Raw genomic sequence first — 23,472 nt, 5'->3', positions numbered from 1 at the left:
GCACAGGGAGCTTGTTATGAAGTTACGCACGTTACTGGTTATGGCATTACTGATGCCTCTATTCTCTGCCGCCCATGCGGCACCGGATTGGCATGGCAAGGAGGATCGTTGGACTCCGCCAGGCCTTGAAAAATGGCACGACAAGTGGCCGGATCTGAAGGACAGGCATCACCGGGGTAAACGCGAAGTCCATCTGGGGCCGCGCCCGTTCTGGCTGGTGGAAGACATGGATGAGGGGCGCCTGAAAGACCGGCTCCAGTCCTGCCGCGCCGACAAAATCCGTCCTACGGATTTCTCCATCGGCCATCGGGGTGCGCCGTTGCAGTTCCCGGAACACACGCTTGAATCCTATGTTGCGGCTGCCCAGATGGGTGCTGGCATCCTGGAGTGCGATGTTGCCTTTACCAAGGATCGGGAGCTGGTTTGCCGTCACGCACAGAATGATCTCCATACCACCACCAACATCGTGACGATTCCGGAACTGAACGCCAAGTGTACGCAGCCGTTTGTCCCGGCGGACCCGGCAAGTGGCACTGAGGCGCAGGCAGAATGCCGCACCAGCGATATCACGCTGGAGGAGTTCAAGTCACTGGAAGGCAAGATGGACGCCTTCAACCCCATGGCAACCACGCCGGAGGAGTACCTGGAAGGCACGGCAGACTGGCGCACGGAGCTTTACAGCAGTCGCGGCACCCTGTTGACCCATAAAGAGAGCATCGAACTCTTTAAACGACTGGGTGTGAAGTTCACGCCGGAACTGAAAACGCCGGTGGTTGAGATGCCCTATGAGGGCGACTACAGCCAGGAAGATTACGCCCGCCAGATGATTCAGGATTACGTTGAAGCCGGCGTGAACCCGAGGGATGTCTGGCCGCAGTCGTTCCTGCTGGATGATGTACTGTTCTGGGTCAATGAAACGCCGCGGTTTGGACGACAGGCTGTGTTTCTGGATCAGGAGCCGCTGACACCGGAGAATTCCTCCCTGGCGTGGATGGAAAGCCTGTCTGCGCAAGGCGTGAATATCCTGGCCCCCGCATTGTGGAAAATGTTGACCCTGGATGGCCACCAGCAGATCGTGCCGTCGGACTACGCTGAAAACGCCAAGGCAGCGGGGCTGGATATGATCGCCTGGACGGTCGAGCGTAGTGGTCCGTTGGCCAATGGCGGGGGTTGGTATCACCAGACCATCACCGACGCCATCAATAACGACGGCGACGTGTTCAATGTGATTGACGTGCTGGCCCGGGAGGTTGGGGTGATTGGTATCTTCTCGGACTGGCCGGCCACCACCACTTTCTACGCCAACTGCATGGGGCTTGCCGGCCGGGGCCATTGAAGGTCAGTTGCCTCGACGCCGTAAACTGGTGAAAATTCAGCCAATCGTTAATGCCGTTATCGGAGTAGACTGGTGATAACTCATCAAACGGTAGCGGTTGTGCATGGATACAGACACCAGTCCGGTGTGGCAAAGACACGCCTCGGCCATCCTCAGCGGGTTCCTTGGGGACTGGCTTGAGGCGCGAAACAACCCTTTGGCGGTGCCCATGGAGTTCTTCCACGGGCGCTCGCCCATTGACTTATCGGCACCCGCAGTGGAGTCGCCCGGTTCGACACTGTGCCTGTCCATACATGGTTTGATGGAACTGGAGACGGTTTGGGACCTTCCGGGGCAAGCTGAGTCTCACTACGGGTCCCTGCTGGCTGACGAAGGGCGCTCCATCACACCGCTTACCCTTCGCTACAACACCGGCCGACCGATTTATCGCAATGGCGAAGACCTTGCCGAGCTTCTGGAAACCCTGATCCGCCGTTGGCCGGTGCCAGTTGAGCGAATTATTCTGATGGGCCACAGTATGGGCGGGTTGCTGATTCGCAGTGCCTGCCATCATGGTCAGTATCTAGCTCACCGCTGGGTTGAGAAACTCACCGACTGTGTCTACATCGGTTCGCCACACGATGGTTCCTGGCTGGCAAAAGGCGCGAAGGCCACAGCCGACCTGATGAACCGGGCACCACGGGATTACCTGCGCGTGGTGGGTGAGGTGATCGATCTGCGCAGTGAGGGTATTCGCAATCTGTCCCGCGGGGAGGTTGTTCATGGGAATGAGGGCGAACCTCCTCTGCTACCCGGAACCCGGCATTACGTTGTCTGTGGCCTGCTGGCGCGATCCCGTCAACATCCGATCAACGCCCTGTTTGGAGATGCGCTGGTGCATGAATCCAGTGCTCGTGGCCATGAGCGGAGGGGCTGGACACTCAGTGGTGTCGCCAGCTTCCCCGGCGTTGACCATATCCGTCTGGCCCATCACCCGGATGTGGCCAGCCAACTGAAGGAGTGGCTGTTATGAGCGAACATAATCGCAATTGGTGGGCTGGCGTTGCCGATATAACAGCCAGTGGCCTCAATCACGGCGCTCTCAAAGTGGAGCGTATTCATCTGTCGATTGCGGATGAAACCTTCAATATTCTGCAACGGGTGCCGATTGCCCGGCCCTGGAGTGAGGCTGTTCGCTCCATCCACCACGGCATTTCCCGTCTCTCCTATCGCAGCGTTTCGCTGGCGGCTGCCAGTCTTGAAGCATCCGTGAAATACGTCAATGCGCCGAAAAGTTGCAAGGCTGACATTAACTAACATGAAAATGAGGTGAACAGACCGTATTGTGCATTTAACCCACATCCCGCCGATTTGTAGGTAGCCTGAGTTCAGGTAATCGGTATGACGCTTTACCGGTTAATCCAACAGGAAATCAATCATTTCCGAACTCAGAAGGATGGATGCGATATGAGCTATAAATCCGGTTTTGCCTATGTAACGGTTCTGGCCTCGGCCATGCTGGCCGCCCCGGTTGTATCAGCCCAGGACAACACCGATCGCGACAGCTCCGGTGTATATCTGAGCGGCAGTTATGGTGGCTACAAAGCCCATGGTGGCGAGTTTGATGATGAAAACGATCTGTTCGGCGTGGGGCTGGGCTACCAGTTCAACCAGTTCTTCGCCCTGGAAGCCGAGTACATTGATTTCGGCAACTTTGGCGACGATGACGTCGATGGCAAGTTGAAGGGTACTTCCCTTGGCCTGATCGGGCGGCTGCCTTTGACAGATACCTTTGGTGTTTATGCTAAGGCTGGCGCATTTGCTTCGTCGTTCGATGTAGACGCGTTTGACGAAAGTGAGACCTACGATGAGGTCAATCCATTTGTCGGTGCCGGTGTTGATTTCCGGGTCACCGAACAGTTGACGGCGTTTGCGGAATACAACCGCTACAACGTTGATATCGACGAAGACGACTTCAATGGCCAGGTCACCAATGACGGGCCGGACTTCGATACCGGTCGTGTTGGTATGCGTTTCCAGTTCTAACGTAAGTACCTGAAAAACCCGGGGCGGTTCTGGCCCCGGGCTTTTTATCAGCTTCTCTGCAATACCTACCGTATTACTGAACGTTTTCCAGCTCGCCAAACCGCTCTGCGAACAGCGCTGATGACAGGTAGCGCTCGGCGGAATCCGGCAGAACCACCACGATATTCTTGCCCTTGAATTCCGGCAGCTTTCCGATTCTGACCGCAGCCACAACCGCTGCACCACAGGAAATACCACAGAGGATGCCTTCCTCCTGCATCAACCGGTGCGCCATGTCCATGGCGTCCTGATTGCTGACTTTTTCCACCCGGTCCACCAGGTCCATGTCCAGGTTGCCCGGAATGAAGCCGGCGCCAATGCCCTGGATCTTGTGGGGTGCTGGTGTTTGGTCCTGACCGCCGCGGGCCTGAGTGATGATTGGCGAGTCTTCCGGCTCCACGGCAACGGTGGTGATGGCCTTGCCTTTGGTATTGCGGATGTAACGGGTTACGCCGGTCAGGGTGCCGCCGGTACCAACCCCGGACACGAAGATGTCGATGGCACCGTCGGTATCGTTCCAGATTTCGGGCCCGGTGGTGTCCTCGTGGATGCGGGGGTTGGCCGGGTTCTCGAACTGCTGTGGCATGAAGCAGTTGTCCGGGTCTTCAGCAACGATCTCTTCGGCCTTGGCGATGGCGCCTTTCATGCCCTTCGCCGGCTCCGTAAGCACCAGTTCCGCCCCCATGGCCTTCAGTACTTTGCGGCGCTCCAGGCTCATGGATGACGGCATGGTCAGTTTCAGCTTGTAGCCTCTCGCAGCAGCGACGAAAGCCAGCGCGATGCCAGTGTTACCGCTGGTGGGCTCGACGATCGTCATGCCGGGTTTGAGAGCGCCACGCTTTTCCGCATCCCAGATCATGGCGGAACCGATCCGGCACTTCACGGAATAGGCCGGGTTGCGCCCTTCAATCTTGGCCCAGATGGTGGCCCCTTCGTTGACCCGATTAAGCTTGACCAGCGGGGTATTGCCGATCGACAGCGAGTTGTCTTCGTAGATCTTAGCCATGGTGTCGTCTCCTTTGCGTTTTCCCTGTCGCAAAAGGATAGCATCAGCTAGCCCCGTCTGGCTGCCTGATCTTCAGTGGTCAGAGCTTCCAGGCGGTTGCGGCCGTTTTGCTTGGCGAGATACAGCGCCTTGTCTGCCAGCCGAAGGAATTCTGCCGGCACCGTGTCCTTGCCGGGTGTGCCAGTGGCCAGGCCGATGCTTACAGTAAAGCGGATCTGTTCGTCGTCGCAGCAGGTGGTTAGCCCCGCCAGACCCTCGCGGAATGCTTCCAGCCGCGAAACCAGCTCATCACGGTCGCTGAAGCTGGTGAACATCACAAACTCCTCACCGCCGAACCGGGTAAGGCGGTCTGTGTCACGCCGAAAGTGAGAGCGCATGGTATCTGCCAGCGCCACCAGACAACGGTCGCCCGCGTCGTGGCCGTAGGTGTCGTTGATTTCCTTGAAATGGTCCGCGTCCACCATCGCCACGGCAAAGCCGGCTCCGTGTCGTTGACACCAATGGAAGCTCTTGCTGAACTCACGGTCGAAATAGCTGCGATTGCCGATCTGAGTCAGGTCGTCTGTTACGCTGAGATGCGCAAGGCGGTCATTGGCCGCAGCGAGTTCATGATTCAGGCGCCCGAGTTTGCGGTTCCAATAGAACAGCAACCCCAAGAGCACCACGGCACCCATGATGAGCTGGAATACCAGGGTGTAGTCGACGGTCTGTTCCAGTTTGAGTCCTGCCCATTGTTGTTCAATGGTTTTAAGCTCCGCTTCCGTCAGGCTGGACACCAATTTTTGCATGATGTTGAAGAGTTCGGGCTGGTCATTCCGGGTGGCGACTCCCAGGGTCCAGTCTGCGGGAATCCGCCCGAGCACTTTCAGGTCTGCCAAACCCAGCTCCTGCATGTTGTAGCTGGCGGTGGACAGAGTGCCAAGGTACCCCGCCAGCTTCCGTTCCTGAACCATGCGCAGTCCGGTTTTTTCGCTGGGCACTTCCACCAGATTGAGGCCGGGATTGGTTGTCTTCAGCAGTTCCAGAAAAGCGTAGTCCTTAACCACGCCGACCGGTCGGTCCCCCATGTCGTCCAGTGTATTGATGTAGGGGGCTTCCACACGTCCCAGAAGCACGCTGGGAATCTGGATATAGGGTTTTGTGAAATTCAGGTATTCAAGCCGCTCCGGTGTTTCCATGGCCATGGAAAGCATGTCGCAGTGTCGGTTTTTGACTGCCTCTATGGACTCGGACCAGCTGTCTACGGGAAGAGGGGTGAATGTGATGTTGGAACGATTCGCAAACAGGGCGAAGATGTCGGCGGAAATACCGAGGTGTTTATCGTTTTCGCTGAGGCCCTCCAGTGGCAGCCAGTCAGGGTCTACGCAGATGGTCAGTTGTCGGTTGCGGTCGGCCAGCCAGGCCTGTTCGGCATCGGAGAACGTTAACGGGCCGGTGGCCGGTGTCCGGTTACGACGGGCGGAAGCGCCAAGCCAGCGATTCTCGATAGTGCGCATTTCCGTTGGGCTGATGGCCTCCAATGCGGCGTCCATTATAGAGGCGAGCGGCTCAAGAGCGGGACGCACGCCAAAGCGCAGGTCTTCTCCCGGCATGCCATCAAGGGTCATTTCGCCGGCAATATTCACTCCGGCAATGCGAAGCTCCCTCACCCAGTAGTTTCCGTTTGGCAGGGCTGCCAAGGCAACATCGACGGAGCCCTCAGCCAGAGCCCGGAACATGGCCTGCTGGGAGGTGAAAGCGAACACATTGTCGCCCAATGCCTCACGAAGGGGTCCCTCGTAGTAAATACCTGAACCAATAGCGACCTTCAGTCCCTGCAAGTCTGCTGGTGAGCTGAATGCCAGATTCTTATCCAGAGTGAAGGCGACGTTGGGAATGGTATGGTAGGGCCGGGTGAACCGTATGAACGCTTCGCGTTCGTCGGTTTTCGAGATATTGGCCATGATATCAATGTCACGGTCCATAAACCGGGGGTACAGTTCCGACCATTGCCCGGGCACCGGTACGATTTGCAGGCCGGTCAGATCCGATATCCGGTTCAGCACGTCAACGGACAGTCCTTGCAACGCGTCTGCGTCGTGAAAGCTGAAGGGCGCATAGTCACTCATAAAGCCCACCCGTACCGGGCCGACCTCACTGATGTAGTGCTGATGGGCATCACTCAGGGTAAAACCCGACGATTCAGCAATGCTGGTCCCGCCGTATTCCTGCCACCGCTTGAACAGTTCCTCAATGCGCTTATCGGGAATGGCAGCCAGGCCGCTGCTGACCACGTCAAACAACTCATCGTTTGATTTCAGAACGCCAAGTCGAAAGTCTTCTTTCGACCATTCTCCCAACGGTGCGGGGCCAGCAATCTCCAAAAACCGGAAGCCGGCCTCGTTAGCGTAGTAGTTCAGGGTCAGTTCAGGACCGATGATGCCGTCCACCCAGCCAAAGGCCAGTGCCCGGACCAGGCCGGGAATGGAATCGTAGGTGACGAGCGACAAGCCCGCCGTTTCAAGTGCATCGCGGAAATAGGCGTCACGCACAACGCCAATACGGTAGTCATTGAGGGATCCCGGGGAATCAATGTCTTTGAGCGGGTTGGCTGGGTCATGCATCAGATGCATCTGGCGAATGTGGTACGGCTCGGTAAACTGTATGGTTCTGGCGCGGCCGTCGTTGTATGAAATTCCTTCGATAACGTCGATGTCGCCGCGCTGGAATGCACCGAACACTTCGGGCCAACTGCCTGCCCGAAACTCAATGTCCAATCCTGACTGGCTAGCCACCTCCCGGACTATATCGATAGAGAAGCCGGAGGCTGTGCGGCCCGCCATGGACGTGTAAGGTTTGTTGTCGGCCACAATGCCAACGGAGATGGGTTCTTTTACAGAGGGCCAGGCAGGCATCGATAGGAAGGTGAGCGCCAGTACACCGAAAATGCTAGCAAGCAGTGTGATCAGAGATGGCCTTTGCCAGGCAATTACAGCGCTCATCGGGTGATTCACAATTCTGTGGTGATTAACTGTGAGTGTAGTCGTTGGCGGGTTATTTGCCCAATGACGAGGTGATTCGTGGCCTGCGATTGCTGGTGCGTGATGGTAGGATGTCGCCACCTCAGTACGTTATGGGAACGACCATGGGCCTTTTGTTTGAACAGATCGACAGCCAACCCTCATCATTGGGAGAGATCACGCTTCGCCGCCGTCGCATTCCGGCGCTGGGTGACCGGGATATCTATGAGGTGAAGCTGGGTGAAGAGTTTCTCATGTCCAGCATGTTTGTGGACGCGGAAGTAGCCCTGGCGGACCTGGGCCTGAACGCCGTCGAGGGCGAACAGCTGAAGGTGGTGGTCGGCGGCCTGGGGCTGGGCTACACCGCGGAAGCGGCCCTCAAACATGAGCGCGTGAGCGAGCTGCTGGTCGTGGATGCCCTAGACACCGTCATCCACTGGCATCAGCAGGAAAAGGTTCCGTTGGGTAAAGTGTTGAATGCCGACCCGCGTTGTCGCTATGTGTTGGGCAGTTTCTTCGATCTGGCGGTATCGGAATCCGGTTTCGATACCGAAACCCCGGGCAGGGTGTTTGACGCCATCCTGTTGGACATTGACCACTCCCCCAGGTCCCTCCTGAACGAGTCCAATGCCAGCTTCTACAATGCTGAAAGCTTAGGCAGAATGGCGGCTCACCTGCGCCCTGGCGGCGTTTTCGCCATGTGGTCCAACGACCCGCCGGACGAGCCGTTCATGGACGTGTTGCGAACTCTGTTCACGGATGTGGATGCGAAGGTGGTGTCGTTCTACAACCCGTTCCAGAATCGGGAGTCCACCAACACGGTGTTCCTGGCCAGAAAGCCTCTCAGTTAACGGAACGGCCGGTGTAACTCGAAAAATCCGGCCTTTGCGGTTGGTGCTGGTCATCCGTCATATAGGCGGATGTCAGGATGAACTCTGCGGTGGCCCGGTTGCAGGCGACGGGAATGTTCCACAATGCAGCAATGCGTAGCAGGGCCTTGATGTCCGGGTCGTGTGGCTGGGGTTCCAGCGGGTCCCAGAAGAACACCAGCAGGTCAATTTCCCCTTCCGCGATCTTGGCGCCAATTTGCTGGTCGCCTCCGAGCGGGCCACTGAGCAGGCAATGGATGTCGTCCCGGCCCAGGTTTTCCTTGAGCAACCGGCCAGTGGTGCCGGAGGCGTAGAGTCGGAGGGAGGCAAAGCGTGTCTGGTTGTCGGCGACCCAGTCCACCAGTTCTCTCTTTTTGTTGTCGTGGGCGACCAGAGCGACGGATTTAACGGCCATTTGCGGTAAAGTCTCCTTTTTGGGGTGTGTCCGGTATAGGGCTCCAGTGTTTCATATTCGTGATAAACGCGGAACAGGAAATAGGTGTTATGTCGACAGATCACGCCATCAACTGGGCAGAGACGCCCGCCGCCGTGTGGCGCCGCCACCGTCAGGGACTGCGGGCCATTCGGCGGCTCGACCCGGTGGGTTGGGCCGACCTGACCGGCATCGAGCGACAGCAGACAGCCCTGGCCCGCAACACCGAGCGCTTCCTGGCCGGTGAACCCTCGAACAATACGCTGCTCTGGGGAGCCCGGGGCACCGGCAAATCATCGCTGATCAAGGCGCTGCTTAACCGGTATCGGGAGCAGGGGCTGCGGATGATCGAGGTGGACAAGGACGATCTGGTGAACCTGCCGGAGATCGTCGACGACATCGCTGAATTGCCCTGGCGCTTCGTGATCTTCTGCGATGATCTATCGTTTGAAGTGGGTGAGTCTGGTTACAAGGCGTTGAAAAGTGTGCTGGAAGGCTCGCTCGAGCTGCCGCCCGAAAATGTCAGGGTGTACGCCACCTCCAACCGCCGGCACCTGATGCCGGAATTCATGGACGATAACCTGAAAAGCGAGATGCGCGGCGGCGAACTCCATCCGGCGGAGGCCATCGAGGAGCAGGTATCCCTGGCGGACCGGTTTGGGCTGCAGTTGTCGTTCTATGGTTTTCCCCAGGATGTATACCTGCAGGCCATCGATGCTCTGTTCCCCCAAGTGAGTGATCGGGAGGCGTTGCATCTTGAGGCCATTCGCTTTGCCACCAGCCGGGGTGCCCGTAACGGCCGCACGGCGCAGCAGTTCTACCGCCAGTTTGCCGGCGACCCGGATGCCTTTGGCCAGTAGGCAACTGGTTACTGTCGCCGCGCCAGCCTGATGAACCGGTGGTGAATCATCCGCACGCCGATGAACACCAGGCCCAGCACAACCGGTATGGCAATGCCCAGAACCATTGAGGTGTTGACGTCGAATCCGGCGTCATCGGCGGACTCCAGCGCCAGCTTCAGCAGTGCCAGCAGGTAGTAGCTGATGACCACCACGGAAAACCCTTCCACTGTGTGCTGCATCATCAACTGGATTTTTGAGCGCCGGTCCATGGAGCTCAACAACTGTTGGTTCTGGCTCTGGATGGCCAGCTCCACCCGTGTACGCACCATGTCCGAGGCCCGGTCCACTCTGCGCGACAGGTCCTCCAGGCGTTCCTTCACCGATTCGCAGGTTTCCACCGCCGGTGTCAGCCGCCGGGTCATGAACTCGGTGATGGTGAGGTGTCCCGACAGCTCATCTTCCCGCAGCTCTTCCAGGCGGGTCAGCACCAGCTGGTGATAGGCCCGTGTCGCCGAGAAGCGAAAGGTGGCATGGGCGCGGAAGGCTTCGATGCGGGCCGCAATGTTGGTCAGATCCGCCAATACCTCACGTTCGTCGATGCCCTGGTTGTCCGCCAGGGACTGGGTTATCACCGCCAGTTGCTGGTCCATGTCGTTCAGCGAGGGTGTCATCTCCCGTGCCAGTGGCAGCGACAGCAATGACATCAGGCGATAGGTTTCGATTTCCATCAGGCGTTGGGTCAGCCGGCCGAGCTGGCTGTCGGACATGTCCCGGTTGAGAACCATGAAGCGCCCAAACCCATCACTATGGAGCCTGAAGGTGCCCCACACCCGGGCCTTCCCTTCCCAGGGGCTGCTGCCCACCAGTCGTTCTCCCTCGAACCAGTGGCGGATTTGCGCCAGGTCGGTTTCCGGGCCGTTTGAGGCTTGCTGCAGGTCAATATGGAAGGCGGCCACAACGGTGCCGGTGAGCTTCTCGAGCCATCCCTTGGGCAGCGACGAGATGCCGGTATCCTGGAAGGGCTGATGGTCGTCCCCAATACCCAGATTAATAAACGTGTAGGAGGCAAACTCCATGTGCATTTCACGCCGGATACGCAGGGAGCCAAAGGTGGCCTCGTAGCAGCTGACGTCCTCCCGCGGCTCGGGTTGCCCCAGCATGATATGCAGGTCCTGCCAGTGGCGGAACTGGTCGGCCCGCTGCTCCGGGGTGGTTATCAGGGCGATGTGGGTAACCTGTGCCGGGCATGGCAGCACGTGGAACGGGCGGGAATGGAGCTCGTTGTAGAGCTCTGCCCGAAGAGGGTGCAGATCCAGCTGTGTGAGCGGCGGGTTCAAGGCTTGGTCCTTTGACGACGATTGAGGGGCCTACAACGGAACAATAAAGGCTCGCGGGTCGTTCCGAAAGACGACTTGTGGCTTACGACTCTGGTCGCGGGCGGGACGGCAAAAGCACTGTAAAACGCACGCCACCGGTATCATCGCTGGCCATCACCTGGCCGTTGTGGTGCTCGGCAATCAACCTGACGATCAACAGGCCCTGGCCCAGGTGTCCTTCCTGATGGCCGGTTCGCACGGACACGAAGGGGCTGAAAATGTCACTGGCGAGGTTCTCCGGCAGAGCGGAACCTTCATTGAACACGCTCAGTTCCAGTTGTCGGGCGTTCTGCGTCAGCCGTATTTCAATGTTTCCCTGCTCTGGTGTGAAATCCCGGGCATTGTCCACCAGCTTGTCCAGAAGCTGCACCAGCAATTCCGGGGAACCGTGGCATAGACAACCGTTGGCCGGTCCGATGTAGTGAATACGGTGGTCGGGGTCCAGTTCCTGATAGGCGAGGGTGGTCTGGGAGGCGACTTCGGCCAGGTCAAAGGTTTCCTTTTCGGCGTGGTCAAAGCTTTGCTCCAGCCGGGCTGCCTCGCTCATCCCTTGTAGTATCTGGCTGAGACGATCCGTGGCGGAGCGGGCTCGTTCGATGTAACTGGCCTGATCAGCCGGGTCTGTGGTTTGCCCCAGATTCTCCAGGGAAGAACGTACCACCGCCACGGGGGTTTTCAGTTCGTGGGACAGGCGTCGGGAGAAGCTCTCCAGATAGTCTGTGTAGCCCTGAAGGCGGTCCACCATTTGGCTGAATTGCCGTGACAGGTCGCCCAGTTCGTCCTTCGCTTTTGCGGGTGGCAGCGTGCCCAACACGCGGCCGTCGTCGTCAATGCTGGCGCTGACCGCCCGCTGCAGTCGGGTAATGCGCCAGGACAGCCAACTGGCGTAACCCAGCAGAACCAGCATCAGGCCGATGATCAATAACACGCTGCGGGAAATGACCGAACCAAGGGTGCTGCCGGACAACGCCAGCAATTGGTCCAGTGATTCTTCCAGCACCAGCATCCGGCCATCGCCCAATGATTGTTTCACCAGCATGTAGGTGTCGCCGTCCCGGTGACGAACCAGCCCCTGTGATGGCAGTTCCCCGGCGTCCATGCGATGGGTTTGCGCATTCAGTTGTGAAGGCTCGGGCTGGTAGAAGCTCACCAGTGCCCGCAGGCCGTTCAGGCTGATGCGTTCCAGGATCTGCAGTGGGCTGAGGCTGTCGAATTCGGCCTCGTCGGTTTCGGAGTCGCGTGTCTGGCGAGCAATCACCCAGCCGTCAGGCTCCAGAACCCAGGTGCCCTGGCCCGGAGCGATCATGGCCGCAAGTCGGTTTTCGAGTTGTGGCATTCGGGTGACGATGTGCGCTGAGGTGGGGCCAGCAGAGACGCGCCCATCACCGGTGGCTACCGGCTTTTCCATAGGCCATGTCACCTGGAAACCAAGGCGGGACGAGGGTGCCGGACGCGGCATTCTCAATTCAGCCTGGTAGCCGTTGCTGACCGCCTGCCAGTAGCCGCTGATGCGATAGTCGGTTGCCCCTTCGCGCTCCGGGTCAATCGCATTGATGGCCCCTGGCGCCTGGGTTCGGATCAGGCGCTGCGTCGTCTGCTTATCACCGATAACCTGGAGTTGGATCTGGTCATGGGGTTGGCGGGGTTTGCCGGGGTTGAAGAAGTCAGCGGTTCTGCCGCTGACACGAATCAGGAGGTAGAGATGGGTTTGATCGACGGCTGCCTGCCAGGATAACTCGGGTCTGTCTTTGTTGATGGCCTGTTGTGTGCCTTGCCACTGCTGCCGGGATTCTTCCTCATCATATCCGGGCCAGTCGTCGCCGTAGCCATCCAGATTCGGGCTGCGGGACAGGAGGTCGGCGTAGATAACGTTGGTACCCGCAGCAACCGTTGGGGTCTCGGCAAGTTGTTCCGCTGCAAAACCGGCCGTGCGTCCGGCCTGGCTCTGCAATTGACGAGCGGCCTGGTCACGCAGGGCCTGGTCCAGCTCCAGCACGAACTGCAGGCCCGCCCAGGGAATCAGCAGCATCAGCAGGCTGGCAATGAAGAGTTGGCGCTTAAGGGTCAAAACTCAGGCCTCATGGGCGTTCCAGCGGTAACCCATGCCGTAGGCGGTGTGAATGCCATCGAAGGCGTCGTCGATCTGCAGGAACTTGCGGCGTATACGTTTGATGTGTGAGGTCACCGTATTGTCGTCCAGTACCGTGCTGGCGGCTTCCATCAGTTGGTCGCGGCTGCGAACGTGGCCCGGGTGCTGAACCAGGGAATGCAGCATCCAGAATTCGGTGACGGTCAGGTCGATGGGCTGGTCATTCCATTCTGCCGTCATGCGGTCCACGTTTAATGCCAGGCGGCCACGGTGCACCACTTCATCCGGTTGCTTCAGGGCCTCGGCCCAGGCATCTGCCCTGCGCAGCAGAGCGGTAACCCGGGCCAGCAGGTGGTCCATGCTCATGTCCTTGGTGACATAGTCATCGGCACCCAGCCGCAGGCCGTGAACGGAATCGATGTCGCTGTCGCGGGCGGTCAGGAAAATGATCGGCAGGGTTTTGGACAGGCTGCGCAGGTCCTGGCACAGGGTAAAGCCGCCTTCGGGTTCATCGCCCAGTCCCACGTCGATGATGGCCAGGTCCGGCAGGGCGGTGCGCAATACCTGGAAGGCACTGTTGCGGTCACCATAGGCAGACACCCGGTATCCCCGGCGCTCGAACGCGTCACGGTAGTTTTCCCGGATGGCGGGTTCATCTTCAATCAGCACGATGTGTCGCTTCATAGCCTGCAACCATTCCCCTGTTTGTACGGGTTCCTATTTAACCATGGCCTGTGGCCAGAACAAGGTAAAGCAGAGGGTTTGCCACAATTCATCATTTTTTCATCGCCGGATCGCCAGATTGTGGCACCGGATCGCCGCTTCCATGGGCTGAAATAGTCGCCAGTTGCCACCAGGCGTGCTTTTTCAACCACAGTGATACAAGGAAGCGAAACAATGCTGTTGACCAACCTGGGACCCTATTCATCAACCGCCCCGAATGGCGGGCGGCAGATTGCCGGTAGTATGACAGGGAGCAAGATCTCCCCTCGGCTGCGACGCTGGCTGGAGGGCATTTCCCTGTGGCTGGCAGTGCTGCTTTTCCTGTTTGTACACCCGGTGTACGCAGAGGCCTCCGAAACCGGACGCGAAGGCGCCGGTGAGTTTCATTTTGTCGATGATGCCGGCCAGCGACTGGGCTCGGCAACCCTGTTGAACACAGACTACAACGTAACTGTCAGCGGTCTTATCGCCGACACCCGCTTGCGCCAGAGCTTCCGTAATACCAGTCAGCAGTGGCGGGAAGGCGTGTTCGTGTTCCCGTTGCCGGAAAATGCGAACGTATACGGCATGACCATGACCGCTGGCGAGCGGGTGATTGTCGGCGAGATTCACGAAAAGCAGGAGGCCAAACGCCAGTACGCCAAGGCGAAGGAGGAAGGCCGTAAGGTCGCCCGTGTAGACCAGCAACGGCCCAACCTGTTCACCACCCGTATGGCGAATATCCCCCCGGGAGAAACCATCACGGTTGAGCTCAACTACCAGCAGGCGGTGCGTTACCAGTCCGGCGAGTTCGAACTGCGCCTGCCCACCACGCTGACACCGCGCTACATGCCTGGCCAGGCACTGGACAACGAGCCGGCGCAGTGGTCGGGTGGTTGGGCGACGCCCACCACGGCAGTGCCGGATGCCGACCAGATCAGCCCGTTCACGGTGCGGCCCGACGATGTGGGCCCGGATAGCCATCGCGCAACCATTGCCCTGGAAATCAACGCAGGCCTGCCGGTAAGCCGTGTGTCGAGCCCCAGTCATCGAGTGACCAGTACCTGGAACGGCAACACCGTGGATGTGGCGCCGGAATCCCGGGCTGTGCTTATGGACCGTGATCTTATCGTGCGCTGGGCGCCTGCCCGGGGTATGGAGCCCGCAGCCGCCGTTTTCCAGGAGCAGTGGCAGGGTGAGGACTACCTGCTGGCGTTAGTGGTGCCCGGCGTCAATGGAAAACAGCGCCTGCCAAGGGAGCTGGTGTTCGTGATCGACACCTCTGGTTCCATGGCTGGCGAGTCCATCCGTCAGGCCCGGCAGGCGTTGTTGCGGGGGCTGGAGACACTCGATGCCGATGATCGTTTCAACGTTATCCAGTTCAACAGTCAGACCCACTCACTGTTTATGGAGGCGGTTCCCGCCAGTGGCAACAACCTTGCCCGGGCACGTCGTTACGTGAAAGGGCTGAACGCCGATGGTGGCACCGAGATGGCCTCGGCTCTGGATGCCGCGCTTGAGATGACCGGTGATGGTGGCGAGGAGTCCCGCGCCAGGGTCAGGCAGGTGGTGTTTATTACCGATGGAGCTGTCGGTAATGAAAGCGCGCTCTTCGGGAAAATTCGTGATGGGCTGGGCAGCAGTCGGCTGTTCACCGTAGGCATCGGTTCTGCCCCCAACATGCACTTCATGCGTGAAGCTGCACGCTATGGCCGCGGTACCTACACCGCCATCAGTGACCTGTCGGACGTGGCCCGCCCGCTGGACGAGCTGTTCGGTAAGATGGAGGCGCCGGTGTTGACCGATATCGCAGTGAGTTGGCCGGGCCAGGCCGCTGCAACCGAAGCCTTCCCTGACCGAATTGGCGATCTGTTCAGGGGGGAGCCCATGGTGCAGGTTGTGCGCGGCCTGCCGGCTGAAGGCGCACTCGACGTTTCCGGGCGTCTTCCGGATGGCAGTCAATGGCAACAGTCGTTGAACCTCGAACAGGCCGCCAACGGCAAGGGCCTGCATCGTCATTGGGCAAAACAGAAAATCGATAGCCTGATGGACAGTGGGCTGACCGGCCAGATTGATGATGACGCGCGCCAGCATGTGATCCGTTTGGGGCTGGAACATCAGTTGATGACAAAGTACACCAGCTTCCTGGCCCAGGACAAAACCCCGTCCAGACCGTCTCAGGAGGCGCTGGAAACCGACAGCGTGCCCACACTGCTGCCCGCCGGGAGCCAGGGCACGATGTTGCGATACCCCCAGACCGCAACCATGTCTCCACTGCTGATCGCCATTGGCCTGATTGGGCTGATGTTCTCGGCCGCGATCACGCTCCTGAAGCGGAGGGTATACCCATGAACCGATTGATTCTCCTGTTGGCGACGACGTTCGCGACTGTCCTGGCGGTCGGCCTGTGGATTCCGTTCAAGGCCCTGGTGGCGCAGGAGCTTCTGGAGCTGGCCTGGGCTGAAAGCCAGGCGCGGCAGCAGGAAACCCGGCCCTGGCCCTGGGCAGACACCTGGCCAGTGGCCCGCCTGATGGTGCCTGAAACCGGCCAGTCACTGATCGTGCTGGACGGCGCGCACGGTGAAAGCCTGGCCTTTGGGCCGGGGCAGGTGGTGGGCAACGACGGCCGGGCGGGCCCGGTAGTAATTGCGGGCCACCGCGATACGCATTTCCGGGGGCTACAGCATCTGGAAACCGGCAGCCGGGTAAAGTTGCAGGATCGCGATGGCGACTGGCGTTCATTCCGGGTGGACCGTATTCGCGTTGTCGATAGCCGGCACGAGCAAATCAATACCGCACAACTGCCCAGGGATTCGCTGTTGCTGGTGACCTGTTATCCCTTCGATGGCCTTGAGAACAACGGTCCGCTACGCTATGTGGTGGAGGCCACAGCCGAGCCCCTGGTGACGGCCAATAAAGCCGATAACGCCCTGGCCCGGGAGGCTGTTGCCGGAACCTGATTTTGGCGTACACTTGTGCGCCAAAAATTGCATCAGGGTTGTCGTTAATGGGAATGCCAAGAAAACTGCTGGCCTGGCTGATGGTGCCGGTCATCTGTCTGTTTGCACTGGTTCTGTATGTCGCCCGGCCATTCAATCCGGACAACAACCGCTTGCTGGCACGAACGATTGCCCGCGTCGGTCGTTTGCTCCTGGGCATGGAGCGCCCTCTGGAAGGGGCCGACAACATGCCGCAGGACCGGCCCACGGTCGTTATTGCCAATCACCAGCACAACGATGACCTGTTCGTGATGGGGGATTTGCTGCCGCCCCGCACCGTCACGGTAGGCAAGTCGTCGCTGATATGGATCCCGTTTTTTGGCCAGGTGTTCTGGCTCGGAGGCAATGTCATCCTCAACCGGGGACGCTCCCACAAGGCTGTTGCGGTGATGCAGGCGACCAGCGAAGCGATCAGCCGTGACCGCAAGAGCCTCTGGGTCTTTCCAGAGGGTACCCGCAGCCGCGGCCGGGGCCTGCAATCATTCAAGAAAGGGGCTTTTCACGCCGCCATTGCCTCCGGTGCGCCCATCACCATGGTCTGCGCCAGCCAGTACTATGATCGTACCCTGGGGTGGTCCGGCCGCCGCGAACCGGTGGCTATCCGGGTGCTTCCGCCGGTTGAAACCGCAGGACTCACGGTTGCGGATATTCCCCAGTTGATGGCCCAGTGCCGCCAGCAAATGGAAGCGGCCATCGCGGACCTCGAACCTACCGCCTGAACGTGTCCCACGAAACTGCCCGCCTCCCTGCGGAAGTGCTTGAAGCGCCGGGTAAAACAGGGCAGTCTTTCGGGGACTGTTTCGCTGCTCGGAGATGCATGCAATGAATCTGATTCTGTTCCTGATTATTGGTGGTGTGGCCGGTTGGCTGGCCGGCCTGATCATGAAGGGCCGAGGCTTCGGCGTACTGGCTAACATCGGTATCGGTATTGTCGGGTCCGTTCTGGGCGGTTTCGTTTTCCGCCTGCTGGGCCTGGCTGCGCAGGGCGCCATTGGTGAACTGGTTACCGCCACAGTGGGTGCCGTGTTGCTGCTGGCGGTTGTCAGCGCGATCAAGAAGGCCTGATCATGATCGTACCTGTCTCTGCCGTTTTCGCAGCCGTTCTCGGGCTGTTGCTGCTGGTGTTGTCGGGAATGGTTTCCCGTTTCCGCCTGAAATATAAAAAGAGCCTGGGTGTCACCGACGACCGGGACTTCCAGGCGGCTGTCCGCGCCCAGGCGAACCTGGTGGAATACGCCCCCTTGGGGCTGGTGATGCTTGCGATTGCCGAGTTGAACGGTGTTCCCAGCGGGCTGGTGTACTGGACCGGAATGGCCTTTGTGGTGGGGCGTGTGTTGCATGCCTTCGGCATGATCAATGGCCGGGGCGGCCCCCATATTGCCCGTATGGCAGGCATTCTGTTGACCTGGATTGGCATCCTCGCCATTGCCGTGTTGCTACTCTGGAACGTGTTCCAGGTTTACGGCTGAGTCTCCTGCGGGGGCGACGCAGCCCCCGGATCTTCTATTTGCAAGGCCGGGCTCCTAGAGCGCCCGCGCCATTTCCATGGTGACGTATTCCAGTTCCAGCCGGCGGTTGGCGGCGTGGTCTTCCGGCCGCGCCAGCGGGCGATCGCTGCCCCAGCCGCTCACCAGAATCTGGCTTTCCCTGACGCCCTCGCGAATCAGTACTTTCGCCGCGCTGCTGGCCCGCAGGCGGGACAGGAAATGGTTGTATTCACTAACGCCGAAATTATCGGCATGGCCATGGATTCGCACCGTAGCGCCCGGGTTGTGTCGCAGGTAGAGCGCGTGCTGGCGCAGGATGGTCAGGTCCTGCTCATCCAGTCGATGCTTGTTGAAACCGTAGTGGAACCGCAGCCGGTGTGGTTTGCGGGGTGTGCTGTCCGATGCCAGTGAGGGCATCGGCAGGCCTGATTCGATGGCCGCTCTGGCAAGTAGATCCGGATTGTCCAGTATGAGTACAGTCATGGCAGTTTCCTTGGTTGCACGTCCTGTTTTTCTTGTTGTCCCGGCAACTATTGGCTGTGGCCGGGACAACGGCAATTGGCGATTGGTCGAAACCCATACTCCGTGCTCGTTTCGAGCATCGTGCGATTCGCCCCTTTGCGGCTGCCCTGATTGAATGTCATTTGTATGACCATCGTGTGACAACCGCAGAGTAGCCTGTTTGTGGTGCCGCGCACAGTTTGTTTTGCCCGTGGCCGGCTAAACCGCTTCAGGATTCATTACAACGCGAAAAACTGGCCATGCTGTGGTAAAAAGCACCTCTCAAGAGACAAATTATGATGAATTGTGACGGCCCATGCTGATTATCCCCGCCGAAAACACCGTGAACTGGAAGCGCCCACCCTGGGTTACCCTCGGGCTGATCACGACTTGCCTGCTGGTATTCTTCTTTTACCAGGGCGACGACAACCGGCTGATTGAAGAAGCGGTTGAGCAGTATCTGGAATCGGACCTGAAGTCTTTGGAAGCCCCGGTATACGAGGACTACCTCGAGCGCCAGATTGAGTTTGAAGACAATCAGAATCGGGTCTACGACCTGCAGAACTTCCAGCAACTGCAAGAAGAGGGCGGGGACTTGTGGGTTGCCTACAGCCTGCTGGCGGACCGTGAGTTTTACCAGTACATGCTGCAGAACCGGGACAGGCTCTGGGCGCCGGCCGAGCGCCGCCTGTGGCTGGAGCAGCGGGGGGACATTCAGACCCAACTGATGGACAGGCTCAGCGCCAATCAGTTGGGGCTGGTGCCAGCAGAATTTTCCCTCTACACGCTGATTACCTACCAATTCCTCCACGGCGGCTGGGGCCATATTATTGGCAACCTGGTGTTCCTGTTCCTGTTGGGGTTTACCGTCGAGAAGGCCCTGGGGGCAGGGCGTTTCCTGCTGGCATACCTGTTGTGTGGCGCTCTGTCGGGTGTGGTGTTCACCGCGTTTTCCATGGGCAGTCACATACCCCTGGTGGGTGCATCCGGGTCTATCTCCGGGCTCATGGGCATGTACGTGGCCATCTACGGGTTGCAGAGAATCCGCTTCTTCTATTTCGTTGGTGTGTACTTCAATTATTTTCGCGCCCCGGCGTTGGCGATCCTGCCCGTGTGGTTGGGCAAGGAAATCTACGATTACTGGTTCGCCGGAGCCACGGGCATTGCCTACATGGCCCACGCGGGTGGCCTGGTGGCCGGCGCGGGTATGGTCTGGCTGCTGGGCAAGAGCTGGTTGCAGGTGAAGGAAGAGTTTTTCGAACCAGAGGAAGATGAGCAGGACGAGCGTTTCACCACCGGCTACAGTCAGGCCATGGCCAGCCTCGGCCGCATGGATTTCGACCTGGCCCGGCGCCAGTTCGAGGCGCTGAGAGAGCACTACCCGGACCGCACTATCCTGTTGGAGCACTTATATCAGCTGGCGAAACTGCGCCCGGACCTGCCGCAATACCGCGAGCGGACTCAGGAATTGATGAACGAGTCCCTTAGCCGGCGCCAGCCCGAGCGGATGGTCGAAATCTGGCAGGAATACCTGGGCAAAGGCGAAGGCCATGCCCCGCTCGACGCAGAGGACCATAACCGGGTGTTGTTCACCTGCCTTCGCAATGACGACCTGAAAGCCGCGGAGAAAGCCTTCGAACGCCTGCGCAGTGCCGGTGATCAGCTCCTGGCCAGCGAAGCCTGCCGCTTGCTGGCCGAGGAGTTCGAAAAGCGCGAGATGACGCCCAAGGCTCGCCACTACAGGCAGTTGTTACAAGAAGGCTAGCTCACGGTTGGACGGCCGATTGTTGGGGAGACTTTTCCAAAACACGCTGTGAATACATCCATGTACGCTCGGCTCCGCCATCCATGGCTACGCACGGTTTTGGAAAAGCCTCCCCAACAATCAGCCTGACTCCCTTACTCCTGAACTGCGAAAGAAGCCTTCGGGCCTTTCAATGGCTCCCGGTTCTCAACCTGCTGCAGGTACACATCTACCTGCTCGTGCAAAGGATGGTTCAGACAGCGTTTCTTGACGAAATTCAGGAACGCCGACGCTTTTTCCCACTGCCCCAGACCGTTCGCCAGCGCCTGAGCGACCAGCAGATAGGCCGGTGCCAGTTCCTCGCTGTCCGGGAAACGCTTGTGGAAGTCCTGCAGTAACTTCAGCGCCGGTTTGAAATGCCCGCGCTGATACAGGCAACGGGCGCAGCGCACTGACAGCTCGGGGTCCTCCAGCCGGAACCCTGGCTCCACAGTTTCTATAGCCGCCAACAACGCCGCTATACCTTCGCCGTCGTTCCGTTCCGCCAGCATGTTCAGCAATCGGGGGTGATACCGATACAGCTCCGGAATATCATTACGGGCGGTCAGCAGCTGATGCAACTGCCCTAACCGAAAGGCGTTCTGGGAATCCCGTTTCAGGGCTTCCTTGAGCATCGACTGGACCCGGTCGTAGTTGCCGTCCTTCAGATTCATGTCAATGTCGGCGTCAAACCGATGGGTGCGGTCGCGGTTCTGCATTTCGCCGGCGTTTTCGTCATCCTGCAGATCGCTGGCAAAGCCCAGCTCCTCCTGGTACTGGAACAGCAGGTAACCCAGCATGTGGAACAGGATCAGCGTAAAGGTGCTGTTGAGAAAACCCGCCAGTGTACGGGCAACACCCGGAGCGAAGTGGGTGAGGGCGAAATCCTGGGCTGCCCCGGACGCCAGGGTCAGCAGGATCAGGTAGCCATACAGCAGGAAATAGGGCGTGCCGATGCGCGAGATCAGCACCGCCAGGTTCATGGGGTTCACCGCGGCCATGACCGAGCGCTCCATGGCCAGCACCATGATGCTGGCGGGCAGGGCCAGTATCACGAAGGCCACGGCCAGGAACATCAACAGCGGCCCGCCAACCATGGCAGCGGCCGCTACCATGCCGCCCATAAGCGCAAACACCAGTAGCTGCAGGATCACAATGTCAAACCCGCTGCCGGTAAATGCCACTGCTACCGGAGGCGGTTTCATATGACCCTCGGCGGTGTGGCTGATAACGGCATAGGTATACTTCAGCAGTGCCAGGGCCAGCACCAGCGTGATGATCAGGCCGATGAGATTGCCGCTGACGACCAAGGGCACCAGCGTACAAATGGCAATAACCATCAGCGGATCGGTGTGGAACGGGTAGCGGAAGAAAGCACCGATCCGGTTCCAGAATGGCACGGCCTCCGTGGCGGCACCGAGATAGCGCATGGCACGGCTGCAGTGGGGGCACAAGGCGTGTTGTTTTCGGGTGTCCGCATCCGGCATGCAACGGGTGCAGTAGTGTATCTGGCAGTCACCGCAATGCCATTTTGCGGGTTCGCCGGGGTGGTAATGGCAGTCGTGTTTCACAATGGGCCCGGTTCTGGTACATCGAGGGTTTGAGGGGCAATGATGGCAGAAGGTCGGGTAGACTGTCACCGAATTTGCAGCGTACCAGTGTGGGTGGCATCGCATTAACGGAGGTTTCTTGGAGCAGGCGGCGGATCTGAACGCAGTCGGGCCGGACAGCAGGGGTCGCAACGACAACCGGTACACCTGGCGGGGTATTCTGTCCCTTGCCCTCAAACACAAGCCGCGGCTGGTGAGAGCGAACATGCTCGCCATACTGGCCACGGTGGTCAGCGTGCCTATTCCCCTGCTGTTGCCGGTACTGGTGGACGAAGTGCTGCTTGATGAGGCCGGCCCGGTGCTGCCCGTAATGCAGACGATGCTACCCGAAACATGGCACCTGCCGGTGGTTTACATCGGCCTGATGGTGGTAGCAGCGTTTCTGCTAAGGTCGTTGTCGCTCACCTTCAACGTGCTTCAGTCCCGTGAGTTCTCCAAGATTTCCAAGGATGTGGTGTTCCGTATCCGTTCCCGACTGCTGGGCCGGCTGCAGCGGGTGGCCATGTCGGAGTACGAAACCCGTGGCTCGGGCGGCATCACCAGTCATTTCATCACCGACCTGGACACCATCGATCAGTTCCTGGGTACCACCATCAGCCGTTTCCTGGTGGCGAGCCTGACCGTCACCGGAACCGCCATCGTGCTGATGTGGGTTCACTGGCAACTTGGGCTGCTGATCCTGCTGTTCAATCCTCTGGTGATCTTCGCCACCATGCTCATTGGCAAACGGGTCAAGGAACTCAAACGCCAGGAGAATAGCGCCTACGAGGATTTTCAGGGCGACCTGACGGAAACCCTGGACGCGATCCACCAGCTCAGGGCGGCCAACCGGGAACAGCACTACCTGCGCCAGCTGATCAGCCGCGCCCGCACGGTTCGCGACCACGCCATACAATTTGAATGGCGCAGCGACGCCGCCACCCGCGCCAGCTTTGCGCTGTTCCAGTTTGGTGTCGACACCTTCCGCGCGGCGGCGATGGTGACGGTCCTGTTCAGCGACCTGAGCATCGGCATGATGTTCGCCATCTTTGGCTACCTGTGGTTTATGCTCACGCCGGTACAGGAAATGCTGAATATGCAGTACGCCTGGTTCGCCGCCAATGCGGCGTTGGGGCGAATCAACCGCTTGCTGGAGCTGGAGGAGGAGCCCCGTTACCCGGCGCTGGAAAACCCCTTCAGGGATCGTCACACCGTTGGCCTGACTCTGAAGGACATCCACTTCAGCTACGGTGAGGAATCCGTGCTCAAGGGCATTGACCTCCATCTTGAACCGGGGGAGAAAGTCGCGGTTGTGGGCGCCAGTGGCGGCGGAAAATCCACTCTTGTGCAGGTCATTCTGGGTATGTACACACCGCAGCAGGGGCAGGTGCTGCTGG

At 59.3% G+C, this 23,472-nt stretch carries 21 protein-coding genes; 13 read left to right on the top strand and 8 right to left on the bottom strand.

From position 1 onward, the window contains the following. Positions 1 to 16: 16 nt before the first annotated feature. The 4 genes from B3M52_RS15085 (at position 17) to B3M52_RS15070 (ending at position 3,361) form a co-directional block, all read left to right on the top strand. Positions 17 to 1,336: a glycerophosphodiester phosphodiesterase family protein gene (locus tag B3M52_RS15085; protein ID WP_075195615.1), complete on the top strand. Its 1,320-nt coding sequence runs from the start codon at positions 17 to 19 to the stop codon at positions 1,334 to 1,336. Between the two features lie 103 nt (positions 1,337 to 1,439). Next, entirely contained in the window at positions 1,440 to 2,348 is a 909-nt protein-coding gene (locus B3M52_RS15080; protein WP_075195616.1) for an esterase/lipase family protein, read from the top strand. Further along, complete coding sequence (locus B3M52_RS15075; protein ID WP_075195617.1) at positions 2,345 to 2,632, top strand: hypothetical protein; 288 nt, start codon at positions 2,345 to 2,347, stop codon at positions 2,630 to 2,632. The genes B3M52_RS15080 and B3M52_RS15075 overlap by 4 nt, the downstream gene beginning before the upstream one ends. Positions 2,633 to 2,782: 150 nt before the next feature. After that, positions 2,783 to 3,361 carry a porin family protein gene (locus B3M52_RS15070; protein WP_036211188.1) on the top strand — a complete coding sequence of 193 codons (579 nt, stop codon included), beginning with the start codon at positions 2,783 to 2,785 and terminating at the stop codon, positions 3,359 to 3,361. A 73-nt stretch (positions 3,362 to 3,434) separates the two neighbouring features. Here B3M52_RS15070 and cysK read toward each other — a convergent pair whose 3' ends face one another. After that, positions 3,435 to 4,406 (bottom strand): cysteine synthase A, encoded by a 972-nt coding sequence (cysK, locus tag B3M52_RS15065; RefSeq protein ID WP_075195618.1) that lies wholly within the window; start codon positions 4,404 to 4,406, stop codon positions 3,435 to 3,437. Between the two features lie 47 nt (positions 4,407 to 4,453). Next, entirely contained in the window at positions 4,454 to 7,387 is a 2,934-nt protein-coding gene (locus B3M52_RS15060) for a transporter substrate-binding domain-containing diguanylate cyclase (RefSeq protein ID WP_083637207.1), read from the bottom strand. A 44-nt stretch (positions 7,388 to 7,431) separates the two neighbouring features. Here B3M52_RS15060 and B3M52_RS15055 point away from each other — a divergent pair, with 44 nt between their 5' ends. Continuing rightward, positions 7,432 to 8,256 carry a spermidine synthase gene (locus B3M52_RS15055; protein WP_258955228.1) on the top strand — a complete coding sequence of 275 codons (825 nt, stop codon included), beginning with the start codon at positions 7,432 to 7,434 and terminating at the stop codon, positions 8,254 to 8,256. Here the strand turns inward: B3M52_RS15055 and B3M52_RS15050 are convergent. Beyond that, positions 8,249 to 8,689 (bottom strand): methylglyoxal synthase, encoded by a 441-nt coding sequence (locus B3M52_RS15050; protein WP_007154894.1) that lies wholly within the window; start codon positions 8,687 to 8,689, stop codon positions 8,249 to 8,251. The genes B3M52_RS15055 and B3M52_RS15050 overlap by 8 nt on opposite strands. Before the next feature lie 89 nt (positions 8,690 to 8,778). Between B3M52_RS15050 and B3M52_RS15045 the strand changes: the two genes are divergently transcribed. After that, positions 8,779 to 9,567, top strand: a complete 789-nt coding sequence (locus B3M52_RS15045) for an ATP-binding protein (RefSeq protein ID WP_075195619.1) — start codon at positions 8,779 to 8,781, stop codon at positions 9,565 to 9,567. Positions 9,568 to 9,575: 8 nt separating this feature from the next. Here B3M52_RS15045 and B3M52_RS15040 read toward each other — a convergent pair whose 3' ends face one another. The 3 genes from B3M52_RS15040 to pdsR form a co-directional block, all read right to left on the bottom strand. Further along, complete coding sequence (locus tag B3M52_RS15040) at positions 9,576 to 10,886, bottom strand: DUF3422 family protein (protein WP_075195620.1); 1,311 nt, start codon at positions 10,884 to 10,886, stop codon at positions 9,576 to 9,578. A gap of 82 nt (positions 10,887 to 10,968) precedes the next feature. Continuing rightward, positions 10,969 to 12,993 carry an ATP-binding protein gene (locus tag B3M52_RS15035; RefSeq protein WP_075195621.1) on the bottom strand — a complete coding sequence of 675 codons (2,025 nt, stop codon included), beginning with the start codon at positions 12,991 to 12,993 and terminating at the stop codon, positions 10,969 to 10,971. Between the two features lie 3 nt (positions 12,994 to 12,996). Further along, entirely contained in the window at positions 12,997 to 13,698 is a 702-nt protein-coding gene (gene pdsR, locus B3M52_RS15030; protein ID WP_036211169.1) for a proteobacterial dedicated sortase system response regulator, read from the bottom strand. A gap of 213 nt (positions 13,699 to 13,911) precedes the next feature. On the opposite strand from pdsR, the gene B3M52_RS15025 reads away from it, so the two are divergent. The 5 genes from B3M52_RS15025 (at position 13,912) to B3M52_RS15005 (ending at position 18,184) form a co-directional block, all read left to right on the top strand. Further along, on the top strand, positions 13,912 to 16,068 hold the full coding sequence (locus B3M52_RS15025; RefSeq protein ID WP_075195622.1) for a marine proteobacterial sortase target protein: 2,157 nt from the start codon (positions 13,912 to 13,914) through the stop codon (positions 16,066 to 16,068). Then, on the top strand, positions 16,065 to 16,676 hold the full coding sequence (locus tag B3M52_RS15020; protein ID WP_036211163.1) for a class GN sortase: 612 nt from the start codon (positions 16,065 to 16,067) through the stop codon (positions 16,674 to 16,676). Before B3M52_RS15025 ends, B3M52_RS15020 begins: the two co-directional genes overlap by 4 nt. Positions 16,677 to 16,723: 47 nt before the next feature. Then, complete coding sequence (locus B3M52_RS15015) at positions 16,724 to 17,434, top strand: lysophospholipid acyltransferase family protein (RefSeq protein WP_075195623.1); 711 nt, start codon at positions 16,724 to 16,726, stop codon at positions 17,432 to 17,434. Positions 17,435 to 17,537: 103 nt separating this feature from the next. Then, on the top strand, positions 17,538 to 17,780 hold the full coding sequence (locus B3M52_RS15010; RefSeq protein ID WP_007154902.1) for a GlsB/YeaQ/YmgE family stress response membrane protein: 243 nt from the start codon (positions 17,538 to 17,540) through the stop codon (positions 17,778 to 17,780). A 2-nt stretch (positions 17,781 to 17,782) separates the two neighbouring features. Continuing rightward, positions 17,783 to 18,184, top strand: coding sequence for an MAPEG family protein (locus B3M52_RS15005; RefSeq protein WP_036211157.1), 402 nt, complete (start codon positions 17,783 to 17,785; stop codon positions 18,182 to 18,184). A 54-nt stretch (positions 18,185 to 18,238) separates the two neighbouring features. Here B3M52_RS15005 and B3M52_RS15000 read toward each other — a convergent pair whose 3' ends face one another. Further along, positions 18,239 to 18,685 (bottom strand): OmpA family protein, encoded by a 447-nt coding sequence (locus B3M52_RS15000; protein ID WP_036211154.1) that lies wholly within the window; start codon positions 18,683 to 18,685, stop codon positions 18,239 to 18,241. 334 nt (positions 18,686 to 19,019) lie between these two features. Here B3M52_RS15000 and B3M52_RS14995 point away from each other — a divergent pair, with 334 nt between their 5' ends. Further along, the gene (locus B3M52_RS14995) at positions 19,020 to 20,468 is read left to right on the top strand and encodes a rhomboid family intramembrane serine protease (RefSeq protein WP_075195624.1); all 1,449 of its coding nucleotides are present in this window, start codon (positions 19,020 to 19,022) and stop codon (positions 20,466 to 20,468) included. A gap of 134 nt (positions 20,469 to 20,602) precedes the next feature. Here B3M52_RS14995 and B3M52_RS14990 read toward each other — a convergent pair whose 3' ends face one another. Then, a complete protein-coding gene (locus tag B3M52_RS14990) occupies positions 20,603 to 22,057 on the bottom strand; it encodes a hypothetical protein (protein ID WP_036211148.1) in 1,455 nt (484 codons plus the stop codon). 118 nt (positions 22,058 to 22,175) lie between these two features. Here B3M52_RS14990 and B3M52_RS14985 point away from each other — a divergent pair. Beyond that, the coding region (locus tag B3M52_RS14985; protein WP_286749818.1) for an ABC transporter transmembrane domain-containing protein at positions 22,176 to 23,472 on the top strand (1,297 nt) is incomplete at its 3' end.

Source organism: Marinobacter sp. UBA2688 (genome assembly GCF_002352785.1).
GTDB lineage: Bacteria > Pseudomonadota > Gammaproteobacteria > Pseudomonadales > Oleiphilaceae > Marinobacter > Marinobacter salarius.
Note: the sequence above shows the minus strand (reverse complement) of the source record. Positions and strands in the feature narration are given on the sequence as shown.